The sequence below is a fragment of the Vibrio sp. 1249-1 genome, assembly GCF_033340495.1.
In genome coordinates, this window is sequence record NZ_JAWOWJ010000008.1 from 152,569 (window position 1) to 173,061 (window position 20,493).

The following is a 20,493-nucleotide window of genomic DNA, read 5'->3' on the forward strand; positions in this document are numbered from 1 at the left end:
TTAGATCATTCAATGTTTTGGATCTGCTCACGCATCTGTTCAATTAGAACTTTCAGTTCAACGCCCGATGCGGTGATGTCGGTGCTGATGGATTTCGACGCTAGCGTGTTCGATTCACGGTTGAACTCTTGCATCATGAAGTCCAGACGACGACCGACTGCGCCACCTTTTTTCAGAATGTTTGTGGTTTCTTTTACGTGAGAATCAAGACGGTCTAGCTCTTCTGCTACGTCTGATTTCTGTGCCAGAAGGATTAGCTCTTGCTCAACGCGAGATGGGTCTAGCTCTACTTTCGCATCTTCAAATTTAGAGAACAGACGCTCACGTTGCCACTCTAGTATTTCTGGCATGCGTGCGCGCACCTTCACAACTTCTGATGTGATCGCTTCTAGGCGTTGCTCAATCAGCGCCTTCATGTTCTCGCCTTCACGAGCGCGCGCTTCAATAAATTCATCCATTGCGCCATCAAATGCTTCTAGTAGCACTTTATTTACCGCATCCATGTCTTGCTCTGGCGTTTCCATTACCCCCGGCCATTGCATGACTTGAAATGGATTGATTCGGCTCAGTTCACCAGTCATGTGCATGACTTGTTCAGCGGCTTTAATTACCTGGCTAGCAAGCGCTTCATTGATGCTAAGCTCACCTTTTGCGGCAGGGTTTGCTTCAAAACGCAGATTACATTCTACTTTGCCTCGCGCTAAGCGCTTACGAAAGCGCTCACGTAAAACGGGCTCTAACCCGCGAAATTGCTCTGGCATGCGGAAGTATGTTTCTAAATAACGCTGGTTCACGCTGCGGATTTCCCATACCGCAGAGCCCCAATCGCCTTTTACTTCTTTGCGTGCATACGCTGTCATACTGTAAATCATCGAATTTTCCTGTCTTCATTTTTTGAAAATTACTTCAAGAGTGTATCATGCTGCGTCGATAGGTGCGCGGGATGTATGGATTGTTTATGTTGTGCCAGCGGCGTAACCTATGAATCCGGAATCGATTCCGTTATAATCTTCGCCCAACCAAATCGTCTTCTCCTCATATTTAAGGTAGATGCCCATGCGTCCAAACGATCGCAAGGCGGATCAAGTTCGCCCTATCAAAATTACTCGTAACTACACAGCTTACGCTGAAGGGTCAGTGCTAGTTGAGTTCGGTAACACCAAAGTGTTGTGTAATGCGACCGTCGAAGAATCTGTGCCACGTTGGCTAAAAGGTCAAGGTAAAGGCTGGGTTACAGCTGAATACGGCATGCTACCTCGAGCAACACATTCGCGTACTCGTCGTGAAGCGGCAAGTGGCAAACAAGGCGGCCGTACGATGGAAATTCAGCGTCTTATCGCGCGAAGCCTACGCGCTGTTGTCGACCTAAAAGCCATGGGTGAGTTCATGATCACCGTTGACTGTGACGTTATCCAAGCAGACGGCGGCACTCGCACTGCATCTATCAGCGGCGCAAGTGTTGCAATGGCCGATGCATTCCAACACCTAGTGGATAGCGGCAAGCTAAAAGCGAATCCAATGAAAGGCCACGTAGCGGCAGTTTCTGTCGGCTTACTAGGCGACGAAGTATTGTGTGATCTTGAATACGTTGAAGATTCAGCGGCAGACACAGACATGAACGTGGTAATGACCGAAGAAGGCAAGATGATTGAAATTCAGGGCACCGCAGAAGGTGAACCGTTCAGTCACGAACAGCTGATGGCATTGCTCGAGTCGGCGAAAGTCGGCATTACAGAAATTGTCGCAGCGCAGAAGGCGGCGTTAGCCAATTGATTTAGATAGCTCCCATTATGGGGGCTATTTTTTTATCTCGACAATAGAGAAATGAATGATTGTCGAGAAGAGACACGAGAAACCAAGGACATAGAGAGAAAATAATGAAAGCATACCAGCGTGAATTTATTGAGTTTGCACTTGAGAAAGAAGTTCTTAAGTTTGGTGAGTTTACTTTGAAATCTGGCCGTAAAAGCCCGTACTTCTTTAACGCTGGTCTTTTCAATACTGGTCGTGACCTAGCGCGTCTTGGTCGTTTTTACGCAGCAGCGCTTGCTGATTCTGGCATTGAGTTTGATGTGCTGTTTGGCCCGGCGTACAAAGGTATCCCAATCGCGACGACAACAGCAGTCGCGCTGGCGGATCATCATGACGTCGACACGCCTTACTGCTTCAACCGTAAAGAAGCGAAAGATCACGGCGAAGGCGGTAACCTTGTAGGCTCTGCGCTTGAAGGTCGTATCATGCTAGTAGATGACGTAATCACAGCAGGTACTGCGATTCGTGAATCGATGGAAATCATTCAAGCAAATGGCGCAGACCTTGCTGGTGTGTTGGTTGCGATTGACCGCCAAGAAAAAGGCAAAGGTGAGTTGTCTGCGATTCAAGAAGTGGAGCGTGACTTTGGTTGTGCAATCATCTCGATCGTTAGCTTGACTGACCTTGTGACTTTCCTTGAAGAGAAAGGCACAGACAAAGAGCATCTAGAAGCAGTCAAAGCATACCGCGCAGAATACGGCATTTAATTGGTTACTTTTTCTGAAAAAGTAAAAAGGGCAGATGGATATTCATCTGCCCTTTTTTGTTTTTGGATTCATCGCCTTGACCACTTACTTATAGCGAATGCCTTTCTCGACATGCTCATCTTGCATGGTTTTATAGCGTTTATGGAGCCACATCCATTGCTCTGGAGCGCGTAGAATGACTTCTTCCACATACTTGTTCATATAAGCGGCAGCGGCGACTTCGTCTTTTTGTGGATAGTCGGCTTCAATGCACTTATCGGCGATGATGTCGTATTTTCCTTCGTCATTGCGAAACCCTGAGCCTGGGATGATCGCACATTTTGAGGTATACGCCAGAATGCTCGTGCCTGTTGTTGTACACGCATCGTCTACGGCAAAGAAGGGCACAAATACTGATTTTTTGCGACCGTAATCGTGATCCGGTAAATAGAACAGACGCTCACCACTGCGTAATACACGAATCATCTTTTTTACATCTTTACGATCAATCAGTTTATTGCCGTTATGTGTCCGTCCCCAATACTGGATAAAGTTATAAGCAGGATTATTATGCGGACGAAACGCGCCGTACCCGGCCACGCCTAACACGGCGAAAGCACGCGCAGTGATCTCTAGATTAAGAGCGTGGACACAACAAAGTAGGACGCCTTTACCTTCTTTGGCTTTTTCACGCAGTGCGCCGAGATCTTTCTCGACGATCAGGTTTTTAAAGCGCCAAGTCGGCCAGAACCAAGTGATTCCGGTTTCTATCAGTGCCATACCGGTATTTTTGAAGTTCTCTTCAACAATATGTTGAATCTCTTCAGGTGTTTTGTCTGGAAAGGCCAATTCTAAGTTACGCTGAGCAACGTGGACACGCTTTTTACCGTAGCGCATGCCAAGTTTACCGAGTGAACGACCTAATGAAAGCAGCAGCCGATAAGGAAGAATATTGACGAGGATGGCCAACAGACCAAAACCAAGCCATACGCCCCAGTTACGAGGGTGAAGAAGTGAAAGAGAAAACTCGGGCTGCGTGTATTTGTCTTTACTCATAGTCTTTTACTTTATTTGTGCACTCAAAAGCGCCCAGTACTCGTCAAAGTTTGCAGTCGGCTGGTATTTAAAGTCGCTACGCACAAAGCGGTTTAGGCTCCCCTCAACTTGTCCCAGAATTTGCGCGGCTAGGATGCGCTCTTCGACAGGGAAGGACTTCCCTTCACGAATCTTACGTTCACGCAGGATTTGGCGCAATTGTGTTTCTATACGCTCAAAGAGTTGATTGATGCGTTCACGTAGACGTTCATTTTCAAACATTAGAGCATGACCCGACAAAATGCGTGTCAGACCTGGGTTACGTTCAGAGAACGCCAAAATAAGGTGCATCACCATACGAATACGCTCTAGTGTATCTTTTTCGTCGTCTAGAATACGGTTGATACGTGTCATCAAGGCTTCTTCAATGAACTCAATCAACCCTTCGAACATGCGCGCTTTACTTGGGAAATGACGATACAGCGCGGCTTCTGAAACGCCGACTTGCTTGGCCAGTTTTGCCGTAGTAATGCGTGAAGCGCCATCTGTTGATTCAAGCATTTCTGCCAATGCTTGTAAGATCTCTTCACGACGGTTGGATTTTTTACTGCCGGCCATTAGTTACTTCCTTTCAAAATACAAAGTTGAGCGGAGGGGATTATAAGACGCTATTTCGCCTCAAACTAGACCACTAAGGGTGGAATGGGAGATTTAACACCCTTAGTTGTCATTTTTGTACCAAATTTATGCCAGCTTTTGTAAAAAATTGGCAGGGTTTTCAAACGTTAGTTACATCAATTGATGCATTTTTTCGAGAATTTTAAAGCTCAATGCTTCTTTTGATTCTAAAGCGAGCGCAAGTTCACCTTCAGGCCAGAAAAGGGTAATTGCGTTGTCGTTGCTGTTAAATCCTTGCCCTGCAACCGAAACGTCGTTTGCACAGATCATATCGAGGTTTTTCTTTGTTAACTTGCCTCGAGCATAGGTCTCTACATCATTGGTTTCAGCCGCAAAACCGACGGTAAACGGACGCTTCTCCGTCATTGCTGCCACAGATGCAACAATATCAGGATTTTTAACCATATTAATGACCATTTCGTCGTTGTCTTCTGTCTTTTTCAACTTTTGAGACGCGATCGTTTGTGGGCGGTAGTCGGCAACGGCAGCGCAGCTAATAAACGCATCATGCCTGTTTGCATGTGTCATAACGGCTTCGTGCATCTCTTGTGCACTGGAAACATTAATGCGCTCAACACCTACGGGCGTATTTAAACTGACAGGACCGCTCACGAGGGTGACTTTTGCTCCCATCTGCGCTGCGGCGCTCGCCAATGCATAGCCCATTTTCCCGGAGCTATGGTTAGTAATGTAACGCACTGGATCAATCGCTTCGCGAGTTGGTCCGGCGGTAATGAGTATCGACTTACCTTCTAGCAATTTTGGTTGAAAGAACTGTTCACATAGATGTACTAGCTGCATTGGTTCCAGCATTCGACCTGGTCCTACATCACCACAGGCTTGCTCTCCTGCCGCAGGGCCCCAGATGTGCATACCACGACGCGCTAACGTAGCGATGTTCTCTTGGGTTGCGATATTGCGATACATCTGTTGATTCATCGCAGGAGAAACAGCAACAGGGGAATCCGTCGCGAGCACGAGCGTGGTAAGTAAATCGTTCCCCATGCCTGCGGACATGCGCGCGATTAAGTCCGCGGTCGCTGGCGCTAATAGCACTAAATCTGCCCATTTGGCCAATTCAATATGGCCCATAGAGGCTTCCGCTGCTGGGTCTAGTAAACTGTCCGAGACAGGACGGCCCGAAACGGCTTGCATGGTTAAAGGGGTAATGAACTCTTTTGCGGCTTTCGTCATTACAACTTGAACTTGCGCTCCTCTCTCTATGAGGCGACGGGTTAGCTCCGCACATTTATACGCGGCAATACCGCCACTGATGCCGAGTAGAATTTTCTTTCCTGCTAGTGTTTGCATGTGAGATCTCCAATTTGATGACCGGATTTTAACACAATTCAAAGTCTGACCGCCCGAGCATATATAACGAGAAGATAATTCACACCAAACTCCAGAGTATTAATCTGACCGAGGAAGGGAAAATTCTCGCCTACCTCACAGACAAGTTGCGCGGAGTTTGCAAGTCTGAAAAGAAAAAGAGGTAGTGGAAACCATGGTGTTGAAAAGTCGAAACAAATTGCTGCTGATAACCCTAATTCCGCTGTTGTTGATCACTACATTGATCTCAGTGGTGTATTACATCAACAGCAGTAAAAGTTTGGAGGCGGAGCTGGCAAGAGACAGGCAAGAGCTCATCGAAACGAAAAAGAAAGAGTTACAAGCCTATATGATGATGGGCGTGACGGCGATAAAACCGTTATACGACACGGATGTAAATGGAAGTAATAAAGAGGCAGCAAAAGAAATTCTGAAAGCCATGCGCTTTGAAAGCGATGGTTACTTTTTTGCCTACGACTCTCAAGGTGTGAATACGTTGCACGCTATCAAACCTGCATTAGAGGGTAAAAACCTTTACGACTTAAAAGATGAAAATGGGGTCGCAGTTATTGCGGGCTTGATTGACGCTTCTCAAAAAGGGGATGGGTTCCTCTATTTCTCGTGGCACAAACCGACCATTGACGCACAAGCGCCTAAGTTGGGCTATGCAGAATATCTATCGAAATGGGACTGGGTTTTAGGTACTGGCGTTTATATTGATGACATCGACCAGCAAGTTGCGATGCACAGAGAGTTAAAGACTCAAGAGCTAAAAGAGCATACATTATCTGCCGTGTTGATTTCCGCTATTGGATTGATCATTACCAGTGTTCTCACCAGTATCGTGGTGTCTAAAGGTATTCAGCCATTACAACATGTCGCGGCTTCATTAAAAGATGTTGCCGCAGGCGGCGGTGACTTAACGGCTCGTTTAAAAGTCGAAAGTCAGGATGAAGTCGGTGAAGTGGCGGCCGCGTTTAATGAGTTTATGGATAAGCTGCACCCACTGATGCAGGACATTCATCGCTCTGCGACGACAGTACAGACCGTTTCCCAAAGCCTGAACACTCAGACCAGCCAAGCGAGCGGTCAAATGCAGGATCACTGTTTAGAGACGGACAAAGTCGTGACGGCAGTGACGCAAATGAGCATGACTGCCAAAGAAGTAGCCAGCAATACTAATGCGACCGCGCAGGCAATTGACGATGCCAACAGTCAAGTCACCGCCGCTCAGCATGAGGTCGAGCAAGCAATAGAAGGCATTACCGAACTCGTGACGGAGATAGACAGCACGTCAGATGCAATTTCTGAGTTGAGTTTACAGACCGAAAAAATAACCAAAGTGCTGGATGTGATTGGCGAGATAGCCGAGCAAACGAATTTGTTGGCCCTAAATGCGGCGATTGAAGCGGCTAGAGCCGGTGAGCAAGGTCGAGGGTTTGCCGTCGTTGCGGATGAAGTGCGCTCGTTAGCCAGTCGTACGCAAAATAGTACTCATGAAATTGGTGACATGCTTAAGCAGCTGCAAAATGGTGTATCAAGAGCGGTCAGTACAATGTCGGTGAGCCAAAAACGAGGTGTCAAAACGGCGGAAGAATCGGCGCTCATTCAGCAATCTCTTTCTGGTGTTCATAATTCTATCGGAACAATTCGAGATATGGGGATTCAAACCGCGTCTGCCGCCGAAGAGCAAAGTGCGGTTGCAGAAGACATCAACCAAAACTTAGTAGCTATTCAACAGATCGTGAACAACATTAATGAGACGTTGCAGCATGCCGAGTCAATCAGCACGCAGCTATCACAGTCTGGAACAGAAATTCACGGCTTGGTTGGCAACTTTAAACTCTGATGAACTGTTAAGTTGCATGGAAAGCACTGATGGTACGAAGAAAGCGAAAGTCATACTCGACTTTCGCTTTTTGTTTTGTGGAATAGGGACACTTTCCATATAAAGAGACATCAGATGATACTGAAAGCTTTGCCAAATGAGTCCATGCCCAGAGAGAAGCTACTGCAACGAGGGCCGCAAGCTTTGACCGATGCCGAACTGCTGGCCATCTTCTTGCGCACAGGCACCCGCGGAATGAACGTGATTGAGCTTGCAGACTTCCTTATTCAAGACTTTGGTTCGCTCAGACAACTATTTTCAGCATCAGAAGAAGAGTTTTGTCGTCACAAAGGATTGGGGCAAGCCAAGTATGTTCAGTTGCAAGCGGTACTAGAAATGACACAACGTTACTTGGCGGAGACGCTAAAGCGTGGTGATGCCTTAACCAGCCCCGACCAAACTAAGTTATATCTGTCTTCTATTTTAAGGGATCGGCAAAGAGAGGCTTTTTATATTCTTTTTCTCGATAACCAGCACCGAGTGATAAAAGATGAAATTTTATTTGAAGGAACGTTGGATGCAGCGTCGGTGTATCCGAGAGAAGTTGTTAAGCGTGCTCTGCATCATAACGCGGCGGCTTTGATTTTGGCGCACAATCATCCTTCAGGCGTTGCTGAGCCGAGCCAAGCTGACAGAAGGATTACAAGGCGTCTCACCGACGCATTAGCATTGGTGGATATTCGTGTTTTGGACCATTTCGTCATCGGAGATGGGGAAAGTGTCTCTTTTGCTGAAAGAGGCTGGATATAACTGTGCGTTTTTTAGGTTGTTAGTTGCTAAAAATCTGCTATCATCCACGCCACTAAATTTTTAACTGAATTCAGCTTGGACTGCTAAAAAAAATCTGCTGTCTAAAAAAAGATCACGAAAACCTGTAAAAAGGATCTGTTCGGGTCTTGAGCAATGCATATCAAGTTAGTATAATGCGCGACCTTTGATAGCCTTGTATGGATTTTCCATAGCGGTTCTTAACCTCTAACTTCTTTTCGAGAGATAGAGAGGTTCGGCCACCAAGGTTGATATCGAGCTGAAACGATTTTGGAGAAGACATTCATGTCACGAGTATGCCAAGTAACTGGTAAGCGTCCAGTAACGGGTAACAACCGTTCACACGCACGAAATGCTACTAAGCGTCGTTTTCTGCCGAACCTACAAACTCATCGTTTCTGGGTAGAGAGCGAAAAACGTTTTGTTAAACTACGTCTATCTGCTAAAGGTATGCGCATCATCGACAAGAAAGGTATTGATACTGTTCTTGCAGACATGCGTGCACGTGGCGAAAACGTTTAAGAGGAAATAAGCAATGGCAAAGAAAGGCGTTCGTGAGAAAATCCGTCTAGTATCTTCTGCAGGTACAGGCCACTTCTACACAACTGATAAGAACAAGCGTAACATGCCAGGCAAATTTGAGATCAAAAAGTTTGATCCAGTAGTTCGCCAGCACGTTATGTACAAAGAAGCAAAAATCAAATAATTGGTTTCAGTCTCTTTGAGGAATTGAAAAACCCAACTTTCGAGTTGGGTTTTTTATTACGTGAATAAAAGTGCTGAAGAAAAGGTTCAGTACGTCATCGGGTTATAAGGCACTGCTGAAGTTATTCTACTGGTCCGACTCTATACTCGAATTTTTGATTGATCGCCTCTGCCGCTTAGTCACCACTCCCTACACACTTGCACACCGTTGTTCTAGTCAAGCTCAATACTCTTTGGTAATTTACTCATAACGATAAGAGAGTAGAGATGGTTATGCGTGTGAGTCCGGCTCGTCGCCGCCGATGGAACAATATTCTTATTCTGGGCATTATCGCATTTATAGTGATCTTAAATGCGCCGATGTGGATCAAAACTTACCTATTAACAGATCAAGCAGACCCTTACCCAAATGTACTTCGCTCCGACTATACGGTGGAGTCTTTGTACTATAGTGGCTGGGAGTTCGAGCTGCATGATGGACGGTGGCAATCCAACATCAAAGTTGATGCACCGATCAGTGAACTTGTATCACGCTGGCAATCATTGGAAGGGACCGAGCTCACCTCAGAACAGTACGATCATTTAAAACCTAACCTGGCGGTACCTGAAACGGTAGAAGTTTGGTATCAGGATCTCGAAGAGCCGCAGCGGGTGACTTTCTTTCGTTTACCTGATTTTTGGCTATTTAAAACCTGGCAAGACAAATGGGTCGCTATCTCCGTCGATGAAAACTACCTTATGCCAGAGTAGAGCCTTTTTTCGCCTATACCCCTAATAAGCTTCCCTATTTATCGTTTTTCTTTTCGATTATGCTAGCAGCGAGAACTATTAGCCGGTGAATTGGAGAATCTAATGCCTGAGTTGCCAGAAGTTGAAGTCAGCCGTATGGGGATTAGCCCCCACATGGTTGGACAAACGATCCAGTCGTTTACTTTTCGAACGCCTAAATTGCGCTGGGATATTCCTACAGAGCTTAAAAAATTGGAAGGGCAGGTGATCCGTGCGATTAGCCGTCGTGCGAAATACTTACTGATCGAGACAAACACAGGTACAGCCATTGTTCACTTGGGCATGTCTGGGTCTTTACGTGTCCTAGATGCTGACTTTCCGCCAGCAAAGCACGATCATGTGGATCTCAAACTAAGCAGTGGAAAAATACTGCGTTATAACGATCCGCGTCGTTTTGGGGCATGGCTGTGGTGTGCTCCTGGCGAGTCACATGCTGTGCTAGCAAACATGGGGCCTGAGCCTTTAACTGAAGAGTTCAATGCGGAATATGTAGCGGAGAAAGCTAAAAATAAGCGTGTCGCCGTCAAGCAGTTCATCATGGACAACAAAGTCGTGGTTGGTGTTGGGAACATCTACGCGAATGAGTCGTTGTTTAAGTCTCGAATTCACCCTTCAAGGCCCGCAGGTAAGTTGACTTCTCAAGAGTGGGGGTTACTTGTTGAAAATATCAAAATGACACTTGAGATTGCCATTACGCAAGGTGGGACTACGCTGAAAGACTTTGCGCAAGCCGATGGAAAGCCGGGTTACTTTGCACAAGAGTTATTGGTTTACGGAAAAGCCGGAGAGCCATGCCCAGAGTGCGGCGAACGACTTCAAGAGCTAAAGATTGGCCAACGTAATACCTTCTTTTGTAGTGAGTGTCAGAAGTAAGTCGAGCTATTATTGAGCTTAAGTTGTTGTAATCTTGCGTTCGAGCCTCAATAATTCAATCAGTTTCGAATAACTTAGTAAATTATATGAAAGTCATTTATCCGGGCACTTTTGATCCAGTGACTAATGGTCACCTCAATCTAATAGAACGTACTCACGAAATGTTTGATGAGGTTGTGATTGGCGTAGCCGCAAGCCCATCGAAGAACACTATGTTTTCATTGGAAGAGCGCGTTGCACTGATGCAGGACGTTGTAGCGCATTTACCTGGTGTGACGGTAAAGGGGTTCTCCGGGTTATTAGTGGATTTCGCGAGAAATGAGAAAGCTAAGGTTCTTATTCGTGGTTTACGAACAACGGTAGACTTTGAATACGAGTTTGGACTGACCAACATGTACCGAAAGCTATTACCAGGAATCGAGAGCGTATTTTTAACTCCTGAAGAAGAGTTTGCGTTTTTATCGTCGACTATCGTGAGAGAAGTAGCGATTCATGGCGGAAGTATCGAACAATTCGTTCCCAAGCCAGTAGCCATCGCGATTGGGGAAAAACTGAATGAAAGACAGTAAGTTCCCTTATTATTTCTCAAACGCTCTCTCGATACTTATCCCTCGCTTTGTATATCGAGCACAAGCCAAGCGTTTACTTTCGAATCTGACCGAAGCAGAGCAGCAACGCTGTCTTGAGCGGGTGAACTATTACAATAAGTGTGAAACGCCGTTTTCAGTTGATAGCCGAGAACAAAGTTACTCGACCATCGATACATTCAAAAAAACGAAAGGCTGGACGTATTTTTTCGATCTTCGCCAAGTTGTACGCTATTTCCCTTCCAGTTTTGCGTTTAACTACATCAACGGCGATGTTACACACATCCCCAATGTACCGAGCTTTATAAAAAGCCGCCCTATCTTTGGTAACAACCAAAATTCAGTGGTGTTGAAACTTAATCAAGTTCGTCATTTTAAATTTATTGATGATCCTGTTCGCTATCAAGATAAAAAGGACATGGTAGCGTGGCGCGGCGTGGGTTTTCAGCCGCATCGTAAAAAGGTGATTCATGCGTTTTACAACCATCCGCAATGCAATATTGGCCAGACCCGCCCGGTAGAAGGGAAACCATGGGAAAAGGGCTTTATGAGTATTGAAGAGCAACTGCAGTATAAGTTTTTGCTCTGTATAGAAGGCAATGATGTGGCCACCAACCTTAAGTGGGCTATGTCGTCTAACTCCTTGGTTATTATGTCAAAGCCAAAATATGAGACTTGGTTTATGGAAGGTAAGTTAGAGGCAGGCGTCCACTATGTTGAAGTGAAGGATGACTATTCTGATTTACCCGAAAAGATGGATTATTACCTAGCGAATGAGCAAGAAGCATTAGCGATCATTGAAAATGCGCACCAGTGGGTTGAGCAGTTCAAAGATAAACGTAAAGAGCGTTTGATCTCATTGATGGTTGCCGATAAGTACTTCGCTTTATCTCAGCAACAATAAAAAAGGGGCGAAACGCCCCTTTTTTATAATCTTAAGCTTCTAGAAATTGATCAACACCATTCTCACAGCGTTTAAGCTTGTTTTTAATGGTGTTCTCTAAAATCTCATCATTTTGTCCGAGTGACGCACGAGAGTTTTCTACGTGGTACAAGTGGTAGCCTACACCTGCGAATTTTAGGTAAAGACGTGACTTACCCGCATTCAACATGCGATGAACAAACTCGCTGTCTTCGCGTCCCCATCCAACAAAATCTTGGTTGAAGCCATTCACCTCGATGACATCTTGTCGCCAAAATGCCATGTTGCAACCGCGAGTGGCTTTATCGTTATTCCGCTCGTAAGAGAACCATTTCGATAGCAAGGCGTTGGTGATGCAGTTTTTACGATTGCGAATGCCTTTGCTGAAAATGGAAGGCACTAAGCCGTTTTCCATGATGGCCTTGCTGCAGTTTTCATCCGTTAATACACGTCCACCCTGCACAAACCAATTTGGCTTTGCGACTTGCTTATGTGATTCAATAAACGTTTGAGACAATACCATGTCGCCATCAATCATGATGAGGTAGTCACCTGATGCTTTTGCGATAGCACGGTTGCGGCTCATCGAAAGTTGAAAGCCATTATCTTCGTGCCAGCTATGGATAAGTGGCACGGGAAAGCCGTCACGAAGTTGGTCGATCATTGCTTTGGTATCGTCTCGAGAACCGTCATCTGCAACTATGACTTCATCAGGCAAAACGGTTTGACGTTTCACGCTTTCTAACACCGCTTTTAATGCTTCTTTCCAGTTGTAAGTGGTGATAATTAAAGTCGTTTTCATGATTTTTTTGCCTGTTCACGTAAGTAGAGATCGATATATTTTACAAAAGTAGAGTGCATGCTTAGCCAAGCTAGAATGAAACCATGTTTGCCATCAAGGAAGCCTCGTTTGAGAACATACATCTTCAAAAAGCTAGCAAGAGCGTGAACAATTGCAGTGGTTAAGCCGGATTTCTTTTTACCTTCACGTTCATCCGTCCAAGCCTTGAGGTAGCCAGTGGTTTTATTGATGTAATGATGAAGGTGCTCGTAAGTGTAGTGATGCAGTCGACCATCCAGTTTTTCAGTTTGATAGTTTTTCTCATCAACTTTTTCATGAACGAGCGAATCATTATATTGTGTATATTCGGTGCGATATAAGCGCACAATCCAGTCTGGAGACCAACCAGAATGGTAGATGAACTTACCAAACGCTGAGCTTAGTCGATTAAGTTTGTATAAAACGTTCGGCTTATTGGCTGATACCGCGTGTAAGATACTTTCTTTTAGCTCTGGAGTGACTTGTTCGTCCGCATCAAGCCACAAAACGTAGTCTGCCGTAACGTATTGCTGCGCAAGTTGGCGTTGTTTACCGAAACCTGGCCAATCTAGGTTGGTGTAAAACTTATCCGTGTATTGTCGGGCGATTTCTTCGGTGCGATCGGTGCTGCCCGAGTCTAGAAGGACAATCTCATCGACCCAATCTTTTACTGTGTCTAGACAAGCTTGTAAGTGCTTCTCTTCATTTTTTACAATTAAGGCAACGGCTAAGGTTGGTTTGGACAAGGTCATTTCCTTCTTAACAAATCAAGACAGTAAGTTTACTGGTATTGAGGATACAAATCTTCTAAGACTTGATCGAACATGCTCATTACTTGAGTGCTGGTAATGCGGTTCATTGCCGTTTCATCTTTTGCGCGAGTTCGCCAGTTTAACTCGTGACTGTTTTTACCTGTTTCTGCAAAGATCGTTTCTTCATAAACAGAGACAACGTATTTTAGGTAGCGGTAAGGTCCCACTCGAAGCGGATTATGGTGTGCATAGAGCCCGATGATTGGCGTTTTCATGGCATTTGCCATGTGTGCTGGTCCGGTATCGGGGGCGATGACCATTTCAACCTTATCTATTAACGCAAGCATTTGCAGAATTGAGCTTTGTCCAACTAAATTTAGACACGGTTCTTCCAAGCGAGATTGAATGGCTTCAGCCAAATCCAGTTCAACTTGAGCTGGGCTACCTGCCAGAATCACGTTCCAGCCTTTTGCTCTGGCGTGATGAATCACATCCACATAACTTTCCGCGTTCCAGTTTTTATAAGCTTTGCTCGCACCAGGCACAATCAGCAGGTTAGGTTTACTACGAGAAATATGAGACTCTGCCCAAGCTTGGTCGTGGTCTGAATAAGAAAGTACCCAGTCTAGTTCTGCCTTTGGTACCCCAATTTGATGGGCAAAGGCCATTAAGCCATCTGCGACATGCAGAGATTGCGGGGAAGGCACTTTGATATTGGTAAATAGTGTTTGAAAGTCCTGGCTTCTATCAGAAGAGAAACCAAGTTTGTATTTTGCTTTAATGCCCAACGTTGCGACACTCGCTCTAATCGCGTACTGCATATGCAATAGCGCATCAAACTCTCTGCCTTTCAGCTGTCGCCAAAGTGATTTGTAGCCATCAAGTCCCGCTTTTTTATCAAAAACAATCACTTCTACACCATCGATGGCGGCTAATAACTGGGCTTCAAGTTTACCCGTTATCCAAGTAATCTGGGTCGAAGGCCAGTGTTTCTGAATAGCTTGAATGCTGGCGATAGTATTGCAAACGTCTCCGATAGCGGACAAACGCAAGACGCATAGTGACGATGGGGCAGAAGTGAACATAATTATTGTCTGATTCGATGAATAGAAGCAGGTAAATTATGCAGACATCCACAATAAATGTAAAATACACGGCTCGAATATAGCTAAGTACTGATAAGTGTTCTGCAATGTCAAAGATAACACCGCATCAATCGCAAGAATCTGGCAAGCCGGGTAATACCGGGCTACAGCGCATCGTTAAAGCGACGGGTTATTCGATCCAAGGATTAAAAGCGGCTTTTAAGCATGAAGCCGCCATTCGACAAGAGTTGGCTCTGTTGAGTATTGCTGTGATTTTGTCTTGGCTAGTGGATGTCGGCATGGTTGAGCGTATCTTAATGATCGGGGTCGTGGTATTAGTCTTGATTGTAGAGCTTGTAAACTCAGCGATTGAGGCAGTGGTTGATCGTATCGGTATTGAACGGCATGAACTCAGTGGTCGAGCTAAAGATATAGGCTCTGCTGCCGTTATGGTTGCTTTGGCGTTTGCTGCATTTACTTGGTTGTATATATTAGCCAGCCGGTATTTAGGCTAGAGGGTGAGCGTATGATTCAACAGTATAAAAACAACAACCAAGTGATCTGGTTTGATGACGAGAACATTACAGACCCTAGCCAACCGATATTTGATGCGGAATACTGGCAGTCCTCCGACAAGGTGGTTGGCAGTGCGACGGGGCGAGGCACGACATGGTTTATCCAACTAGAGAACATGCAAGCGGCACTACGTCATTACCGTCGTGGCGGTTTGTTTGGGAAGTTAGTTAACGATCATTATTGGTTCTCTGGCTGGGATAACACCCGTTGTGCGCAAGAGTTTCAGCTTTTGTTGGCGCTAATTGAGGCTGGGGTGCACGTTCCTCGTCCTATTGCAGCAAGAGCCTTAAAGTCAGGACTCTTCTATCAAGCTGATTTATTAAGTGAGCGAATCCCAAACGCCAGAGATCTGGTTAGTATCTTGCAAGAACAGTCTTTATCGGTAGAAATGTATCAGAAAATAGGGCAAGAAATTGCCAAGATGCATCAGGTTGGCGTTAACCATACTGATTTGAATATCCACAATATCTTGATCGACGACAAAGATAAGGTATGGATTATCGATTTTGATAAGTGTCGTTTTGAAACTTCTGGTGACTGGAAGCAACAAAACTTAGATAGATTAAAGCGCTCTTTTGAGAAAGAATTAAAAAGTAAGAATATTATTTGGTCTAAAACGGACTTTGATGAACTCGTAAGTGCCGTTGTGAATTTTTAGGATATGTAAAGTGAGGACATTGCTAAGAGTTTATACCTAGTGCAACACATTTGTCTAAGTGCTAAAATATCGCAATTAGCATTCTAAATTATTTGAGGTACAGGTTTCGAACCTGAACAAGAAAGAGCATATTATGTTGAATTCAAAAACAGTCTTAATTACAGGTGGCACCGGTTCGTTCGGTAAACAGTTCATTAAAACCATTCTTGGACGCTATCCAGAAGTTAAAAAAATCATCATTTTTTCTCGTGATGAACTAAAACAGTTTGAGCTGAAACAAAAGTATCCTGCAAAAGACTTTCCTCAACTTCGCTTCTTTATTGGCGATGTGCGTGACCAAAATCGTATGATTCAAGCTTGTGAAGGCGTTGATGTCATCATCCATGCCGCGGCGATAAAGCAAGTTGATACTGCAGAATATAACCCAACTGAGTGTATACGAACTAATATTACGGGCGCAGAGAACGTTATTAATGCGGCGTTACATTGCGGTGTAAAAGATGTTGTAGCTCTTTCCACAGACAAAGCGTGCGCTCCCATAAACCTTTATGGTGCAACGAAACTGGCGTCTGATAAGTTGTTCACTGCTGCCAATAACATCAAAGGCTCTAAAGATATCCGTTTCAGCGTTGTACGTTATGGTAATGTCATGGGCTCTCGTGGTTCAGTGATCCCATTCTTTTTGAGCAAACGCGAAGAAGGTATTCTACCAATCACTCATGAAGATATGACGCGTTTCAATATCTCATTGCAAGATGGTGTGAACATGGTGATGTACGCTCTGGAAAATCACTTAGGTGGTGAGATTTTTGTACCGAAAATCCCATCTTACAAAATCTTAGATATCGCTGAAGCTATTGCTCCTGAGTGTGAAACTAAAGTTGTAGGTATTCGCCCAGGTGAAAAGCTCCATGAAGAGATGATCACCGATACTGATTCGCTAAATACGATCGACCTTGGCAAATACTACGCAATTCTTCCTTCTGTTTCGTTCACCTATACAGAGCAAGAATACCTCGAACACCACAAAGCGAAAAAAGTACCGTTTGGTTTCAAATACAATTCAGGTACGAATACAGAGTGGGAAAGTATTGAAGGCCTACGTGAGCTAATCAAAGAGCACGTTGATCCAAACTTTACAGTGTGAGAATAGTAGTGATTCCTTACGGTAAGCAAGATATTAACCAGCAAGACATTGACAGTGTTATTGACGTTTTGAAGTCGGATTTTCTGACGCAGGGCCCCCAAGTTCCTGCATTTGAGCAAGCACTTATCGATCATACAGGTGCAAGCTATGCCCTGGCTGTAAATAGCGCTACATCAGCATTACACATTGCTTGTCTTGCGCTGGGATTAGGTGAGGGGGATTGGCTTTGGACGTCGCCTATTACCTTCGTCGCGTCAGCAAACTGCGGTTTATACTGTGGTGCACAAGTCGACTTCGTAGATATTGACCCTGATACTTACAATATGTGTCCAAAACGCCTTGAGGAAAAGTTAATCAAAGCGAAAGCAGAAGGTCAGCTTCCGAAAGTTGTTGTGCCGGTGCACTTATGTGGTCAACCATGCGATATGGTGGCGATCGCCAAACTGGCGAAAGAGTACGACTTCAAAGTCATTGAAGATGCTTCACATGCAATTGGCGGCAAATATCAAGGCTTGCCGATAGGGAATTGCGAATACTCGGATATCACTGTCTTTAGCTTCCATCCCGTTAAAATTGTTACGACGGCTGAAGGTGGCGCAGCAATGACCAACCAAAAGGCTTTGTCTGACAAGATGACTTTGCTTCGAAGTCACGGTATTACTCGTGACCCTGAGCAAATGGAGGGTGAAAGCCATGGTGGTTGGTATTATCAACAGGTTGATTTAGGTTTTAACTACCGTATGACCGAGCTTCAGGCGGCACTGGGTGTATCTCAGATGCATCGTTTAGACGCTTTTATTACCGCTCGTCATCACCTTGCAGATCGTTACAATCAGCTATTGAAGTCTTTACCAGTGGTATTGCCATATCAATTGGAGAATACCTACTCGGGCCTTCACCTTTATGTAATTCGTTTGCGGTTGGACAAGATCTCTTTGACACACAAAGAGGTATTTGACGCACTGAGAGGCAAAGGTATCGGAGTCAACCTGCACTACATTCCAGTCCATACTCAACCTTACTATGAAAAAATGGGCTTCAGTGAAGGTGATTTCCCAGAATCTGAACGCTATTACCGTGAAGCTATTTCTCTTCCTATGTTCCACGCGATGAGTGAAGAGCAGCAGGATACTGTCGTTCAAGTTCTCACTGAAATATTGCAGGGGCGCTAATGAAAGTCGCGATTATTCCAGCTCGTGGTGGTAGTAAGCGCATACCAAGAAAAAATATCAAAGCATTTCATGGTAAACCTATGATTGCCTACTCTATTGAAGCAGCCATTGCCTCTGGCTGCTTTGATAAAGTGATCGTTTCGACCGACGATACAGAAATTGCAGCCGTTGCCGAGGCTCATGGTGCGCATGTTCCATTTCTCCGTCCAGCAGATATCTCCGATGACTATGCTACAACAATGGATGTCATGGCTCATGCTATCCATTGGTGTCAAGATGAAGGTTGGGATATTGACGCTGTATGTTGTTTATATGCAACGGCTCCATTTGTATTGCCGAAGGATTTACAACAAGGCTATGCACTTTTGCAAGGCGAAGGTGTGCAATTTGCTTTTAGTGCTACTTCATTTCCATTCCCAATTCAACGCGCGATTAAACTTGATTCAGACGGCTCTGTTTCGATGTTTTCCCCTGAAAATGAACAGGTAAGGTCTCAAGATCTCGAAGAGGCTTATCACGATGCAGGACAGTTTTATTGGGGGAAAACCAGAGCATTTTTAGAAAAGTACTCTATTTTTTCTCCTCATTCGAAAGCGGTACTTTTACCTCGTAATCGAGTTCAAGATATTGATACCCCCGAAGATTGGGAGCTTGCTGAATCTTTATTTTCTGTGCTAAAGCTCACCAATTAACATTTAGGATGAAGTATGAAGGTTGTTTTTCGAGTCGATGCATCTTTGTTGGTTGGTAGTGGGCATGTTATGCGTTGTCTCGTCTTGGCTGAAGAGTTTGCGCACAAAGGACATGACGTCGAATTTGCTTGTTCTCCATTAGAAGGAGACATGCGTGCGTTTATTCGTGAACGTGGATTTCAGGTGACAACTCTTGCCAAACCAAGGGAAGTTATAGAACCGCTTCACGATGCCGATTATGCAGCTTGGCTTCAAAAGAGCATATCTGAAGATGTGCAAGATTTCCTAACAGAAATCACTTATGCAGACCTTGTTGTCACTGATCACTATGCAATCGGGATTGAATGGCAAGAGCAAGTTATCGCTTCATTAGATTGTCGAATGCTTGCTATTGATGATCTCGGGCGATGCCATAAAGCTGACTTGATCTTGGATCAAACGTTAGGGCGTGATGAAGCTGCTTACTCTGCATCCCAATCTAAGGTCTTAGCGGGCAGTGAGTTTGCTTTATTGAGATCAGATTTCGCGAGCAAGCGAGAATCAGCGCTTTCTAGAGATATTTCTAACAATCCTCTGAAAGTGCTGGTATCGATGGGTGGGATTGATGCTCCTAACGCAACTTTCAAAGTATTAGAATCTTTATGTGGCAAAGTAGAGGCCAAGTTTACTGTATTGTTGTCGCCTAGAGCGCCTCACTTTGACCAAGTTAAAGAGTTGTGTGCATCTAGAGCTGACGTTTCGCATCTCGACTTTGTCTCTGATATGGCAAGTTTAATGCTAGAGCATGACATCGCTATAGGGGCTCCAGGTACCACAAGTTGGGAAAGAGCTTGTCTTGGGCTACCCAACGTAATCGTTCCTTTAGCAGAGAACCAGCAACTAATCTGTAAGCAGTTAGTAAAGCATTCAGCATCATTAAAAGTTGATATCGAGGATATCCCTAGTCGATTGCTAAGTGAGTTCTTGACAGTTCTGAAGCAGTGGCCCCAATTCAAAGATGCTAATCTTTCCCTTTGCGACGGGCGGGGGGCGCGACGAGTCTCTTATGAGGTTGAGTTGTTACTTGATGAGACGACTGATGGATTATCTCTCAAGCCTGCTTCGCAAGAAGATATCGCATTGATTTATGAATGGCAGTGTCACCCAGAGACGAGAAAGTACGCATTGACTCCTGAGGTCCCTACATGGGTTGAGCACCAAGCTTGGATGTTTAAAAAACTGAAATCAGCCTCTGACTACTTTTACATGATTGTTAGTAGGGATGACGGCAATAAAGTTGGAGCAGTACGCTTAGATAGAACAGAACCTGGACATTATTTGGTATCAATATTTCTTGACCCTAAAAGCTATGGAAAAGGGATTGCGTTTAAAGCTCTAAGTATTGTGGATGCAATTCATCCTGATGTCACTCTACATGCTACGGTATTGAAAGCAAATAGTGCATCTCAACGACTCTTCCAAAAATGTTGCTACCAACAAATCGACGAAGAAACTTACATTCGACGACCAATCGATTGAG

Annotated in this window: 23 protein-coding genes; 16 read left to right on the forward strand and 7 right to left on the reverse strand. The window is 44.8% G+C overall.

Annotated features, from left to right (window positions below):
* Window positions 1-5: 5 nt before the first annotated feature.
* Window positions 6-872 carry a YicC/YloC family endoribonuclease gene (locus R7Z50_RS16015; protein ID WP_005384776.1) on the reverse strand — a complete coding sequence of 289 codons (867 nt, stop codon included), beginning with the start codon at window positions 870-872 and terminating at the stop codon, window positions 6-8.
* Window positions 873-1,056: 184 nt separating this feature from the next.
* Here R7Z50_RS16015 and rph point away from each other — a divergent pair, with 184 nt between their 5' ends.
* Both rph and pyrE read left to right on the forward strand, forming a co-directional pair.
* On the forward strand, window positions 1,057-1,773 hold the full coding sequence (gene rph, locus R7Z50_RS16020) for a ribonuclease PH (RefSeq protein WP_031780917.1): 717 nt from the start codon (window positions 1,057-1,059) through the stop codon (window positions 1,771-1,773).
* Between the two features lie 104 nt (window positions 1,774-1,877).
* The gene (pyrE, locus tag R7Z50_RS16025; protein WP_026000307.1) at window positions 1,878-2,519 is read left to right on the forward strand and encodes an orotate phosphoribosyltransferase; all 642 of its coding nucleotides are present in this window, start codon (window positions 1,878-1,880) and stop codon (window positions 2,517-2,519) included.
* Window positions 2,520-2,603: 84 nt separating this feature from the next.
* On the opposite strand, the gene R7Z50_RS16030 is transcribed toward pyrE, so the two are convergent.
* The 3 genes from R7Z50_RS16030 to coaBC all read right to left on the reverse strand — a co-directional run bounded on the left by R7Z50_RS16030 (window position 2,604) and on the right by coaBC (window position 5,522).
* A complete protein-coding gene (locus tag R7Z50_RS16030; protein WP_033905948.1) occupies window positions 2,604-3,554 on the reverse strand; it encodes a Kdo(2)-lipid IV(A) acyltransferase in 951 nt (316 codons plus the stop codon).
* Window positions 3,555-3,560: 6 nt separating this feature from the next.
* Complete coding sequence (gene slmA / locus R7Z50_RS16035; RefSeq protein ID WP_005379386.1) at window positions 3,561-4,151, reverse strand: nucleoid occlusion factor SlmA; 591 nt, start codon at window positions 4,149-4,151, stop codon at window positions 3,561-3,563.
* A 171-nt stretch (window positions 4,152-4,322) separates the two neighbouring features.
* A complete protein-coding gene (gene coaBC / locus R7Z50_RS16040) occupies window positions 4,323-5,522 on the reverse strand; it encodes a bifunctional phosphopantothenoylcysteine decarboxylase/phosphopantothenate--cysteine ligase CoaBC (RefSeq protein ID WP_065275020.1) in 1,200 nt (399 codons plus the stop codon).
* 193 nt (window positions 5,523-5,715) lie between these two features.
* Between coaBC and R7Z50_RS16045 the strand changes: the two genes are divergently transcribed.
* The 8 genes from R7Z50_RS16045 to R7Z50_RS16080 all read left to right on the forward strand — a co-directional run bounded on the left by R7Z50_RS16045 (window position 5,716) and on the right by R7Z50_RS16080 (window position 12,054).
* Entirely contained in the window at window positions 5,716-7,389 is a 1,674-nt protein-coding gene (locus tag R7Z50_RS16045) for a methyl-accepting chemotaxis protein (RefSeq protein WP_104979946.1), read from the forward strand.
* 114 nt (window positions 7,390-7,503) lie between these two features.
* On the forward strand, window positions 7,504-8,178 hold the full coding sequence (radC, locus tag R7Z50_RS16050; RefSeq protein WP_065275022.1) for a RadC family protein: 675 nt from the start codon (window positions 7,504-7,506) through the stop codon (window positions 8,176-8,178).
* Between the two features lie 303 nt (window positions 8,179-8,481).
* Window positions 8,482-8,718 carry a 50S ribosomal protein L28 gene (gene rpmB / locus R7Z50_RS16055; protein ID WP_005384783.1) on the forward strand — a complete coding sequence of 79 codons (237 nt, stop codon included), beginning with the start codon at window positions 8,482-8,484 and terminating at the stop codon, window positions 8,716-8,718.
* Window positions 8,719-8,731: 13 nt separating this feature from the next.
* Window positions 8,732-8,902, forward strand: coding sequence for a 50S ribosomal protein L33 (rpmG, locus tag R7Z50_RS16060; protein WP_004410866.1), 171 nt, complete (start codon window positions 8,732-8,734; stop codon window positions 8,900-8,902).
* Window positions 8,903-9,174: 272 nt separating this feature from the next.
* Complete coding sequence (locus tag R7Z50_RS16065) at window positions 9,175-9,651, forward strand: hypothetical protein (RefSeq protein ID WP_025998646.1); 477 nt, start codon at window positions 9,175-9,177, stop codon at window positions 9,649-9,651.
* Window positions 9,652-9,753: 102 nt separating this feature from the next.
* Entirely contained in the window at window positions 9,754-10,563 is an 810-nt protein-coding gene (mutM, locus tag R7Z50_RS16070) for a bifunctional DNA-formamidopyrimidine glycosylase/DNA-(apurinic or apyrimidinic site) lyase (protein ID WP_053349744.1), read from the forward strand.
* A gap of 86 nt (window positions 10,564-10,649) precedes the next feature.
* Window positions 10,650-11,132 carry a pantetheine-phosphate adenylyltransferase gene (gene coaD / locus R7Z50_RS16075; RefSeq protein ID WP_017820709.1) on the forward strand — a complete coding sequence of 161 codons (483 nt, stop codon included), beginning with the start codon at window positions 10,650-10,652 and terminating at the stop codon, window positions 11,130-11,132.
* Complete coding sequence (locus R7Z50_RS16080) at window positions 11,119-12,054, forward strand: glycosyl transferase family 90 (RefSeq protein WP_065275023.1); 936 nt, start codon at window positions 11,119-11,121, stop codon at window positions 12,052-12,054. Before coaD ends, R7Z50_RS16080 begins: the two co-directional genes overlap by 14 nt.
* A 31-nt stretch (window positions 12,055-12,085) precedes the next feature.
* Here R7Z50_RS16080 and R7Z50_RS16085 read toward each other — a convergent pair whose 3' ends face one another.
* From R7Z50_RS16085 to R7Z50_RS16095, 3 genes are read right to left on the reverse strand one after another with little or no spacing between them, the layout of a single operon-like run.
* Window positions 12,086-12,874, reverse strand: coding sequence for a glycosyltransferase family 2 protein (locus R7Z50_RS16085; RefSeq protein WP_053808663.1), 789 nt, complete (start codon window positions 12,872-12,874; stop codon window positions 12,086-12,088).
* Entirely contained in the window at window positions 12,871-13,638 is a 768-nt protein-coding gene (locus R7Z50_RS16090) for a glycosyltransferase family 2 protein (protein ID WP_054867810.1), read from the reverse strand. The genes R7Z50_RS16085 and R7Z50_RS16090 overlap by 4 nt, the downstream gene beginning before the upstream one ends.
* A gap of 35 nt (window positions 13,639-13,673) precedes the next feature.
* Complete coding sequence (locus tag R7Z50_RS16095; RefSeq protein ID WP_065275024.1) at window positions 13,674-14,729, reverse strand: glycosyltransferase family 9 protein; 1,056 nt, start codon at window positions 14,727-14,729, stop codon at window positions 13,674-13,676.
* Between the two features lie 107 nt (window positions 14,730-14,836).
* Between R7Z50_RS16095 and R7Z50_RS16100 the strand changes: the two genes are divergently transcribed.
* The 6 genes from R7Z50_RS16100 to pseG all read left to right on the forward strand — a co-directional run bounded on the left by R7Z50_RS16100 (window position 14,837) and on the right by pseG (window position 20,492).
* A complete protein-coding gene (locus tag R7Z50_RS16100) occupies window positions 14,837-15,244 on the forward strand; it encodes a diacylglycerol kinase (RefSeq protein ID WP_065275025.1) in 408 nt (135 codons plus the stop codon).
* Between the two features lie 11 nt (window positions 15,245-15,255).
* Window positions 15,256-15,963 carry a 3-deoxy-D-manno-octulosonic acid kinase gene (locus tag R7Z50_RS16105; RefSeq protein WP_065275026.1) on the forward strand — a complete coding sequence of 236 codons (708 nt, stop codon included), beginning with the start codon at window positions 15,256-15,258 and terminating at the stop codon, window positions 15,961-15,963.
* Between the two features lie 133 nt (window positions 15,964-16,096).
* Entirely contained in the window at window positions 16,097-17,110 is a 1,014-nt protein-coding gene (gene pseB, locus R7Z50_RS16110) for a UDP-N-acetylglucosamine 4,6-dehydratase (inverting) (protein ID WP_065275027.1), read from the forward strand.
* On the forward strand, window positions 17,107-18,282 hold the full coding sequence (gene pseC, locus R7Z50_RS16115) for a UDP-4-amino-4,6-dideoxy-N-acetyl-beta-L-altrosamine transaminase (protein WP_186584530.1): 1,176 nt from the start codon (window positions 17,107-17,109) through the stop codon (window positions 18,280-18,282). Before pseB ends, pseC begins: the two co-directional genes overlap by 4 nt.
* Window positions 18,282-18,974, forward strand: coding sequence for a pseudaminic acid cytidylyltransferase (pseF, locus tag R7Z50_RS16120; protein WP_065275029.1), 693 nt, complete (start codon window positions 18,282-18,284; stop codon window positions 18,972-18,974). Before pseC ends, pseF begins: the two co-directional genes overlap by 1 nt.
* A gap of 15 nt (window positions 18,975-18,989) precedes the next feature.
* Window positions 18,990-20,492 carry a UDP-2,4-diacetamido-2,4,6-trideoxy-beta-L-altropyranose hydrolase gene (gene pseG / locus R7Z50_RS16125; RefSeq protein WP_065275030.1) on the forward strand — a complete coding sequence of 501 codons (1,503 nt, stop codon included), beginning with the start codon at window positions 18,990-18,992 and terminating at the stop codon, window positions 20,490-20,492.
* Window position 20,493 lies beyond the last annotated feature (1 nt).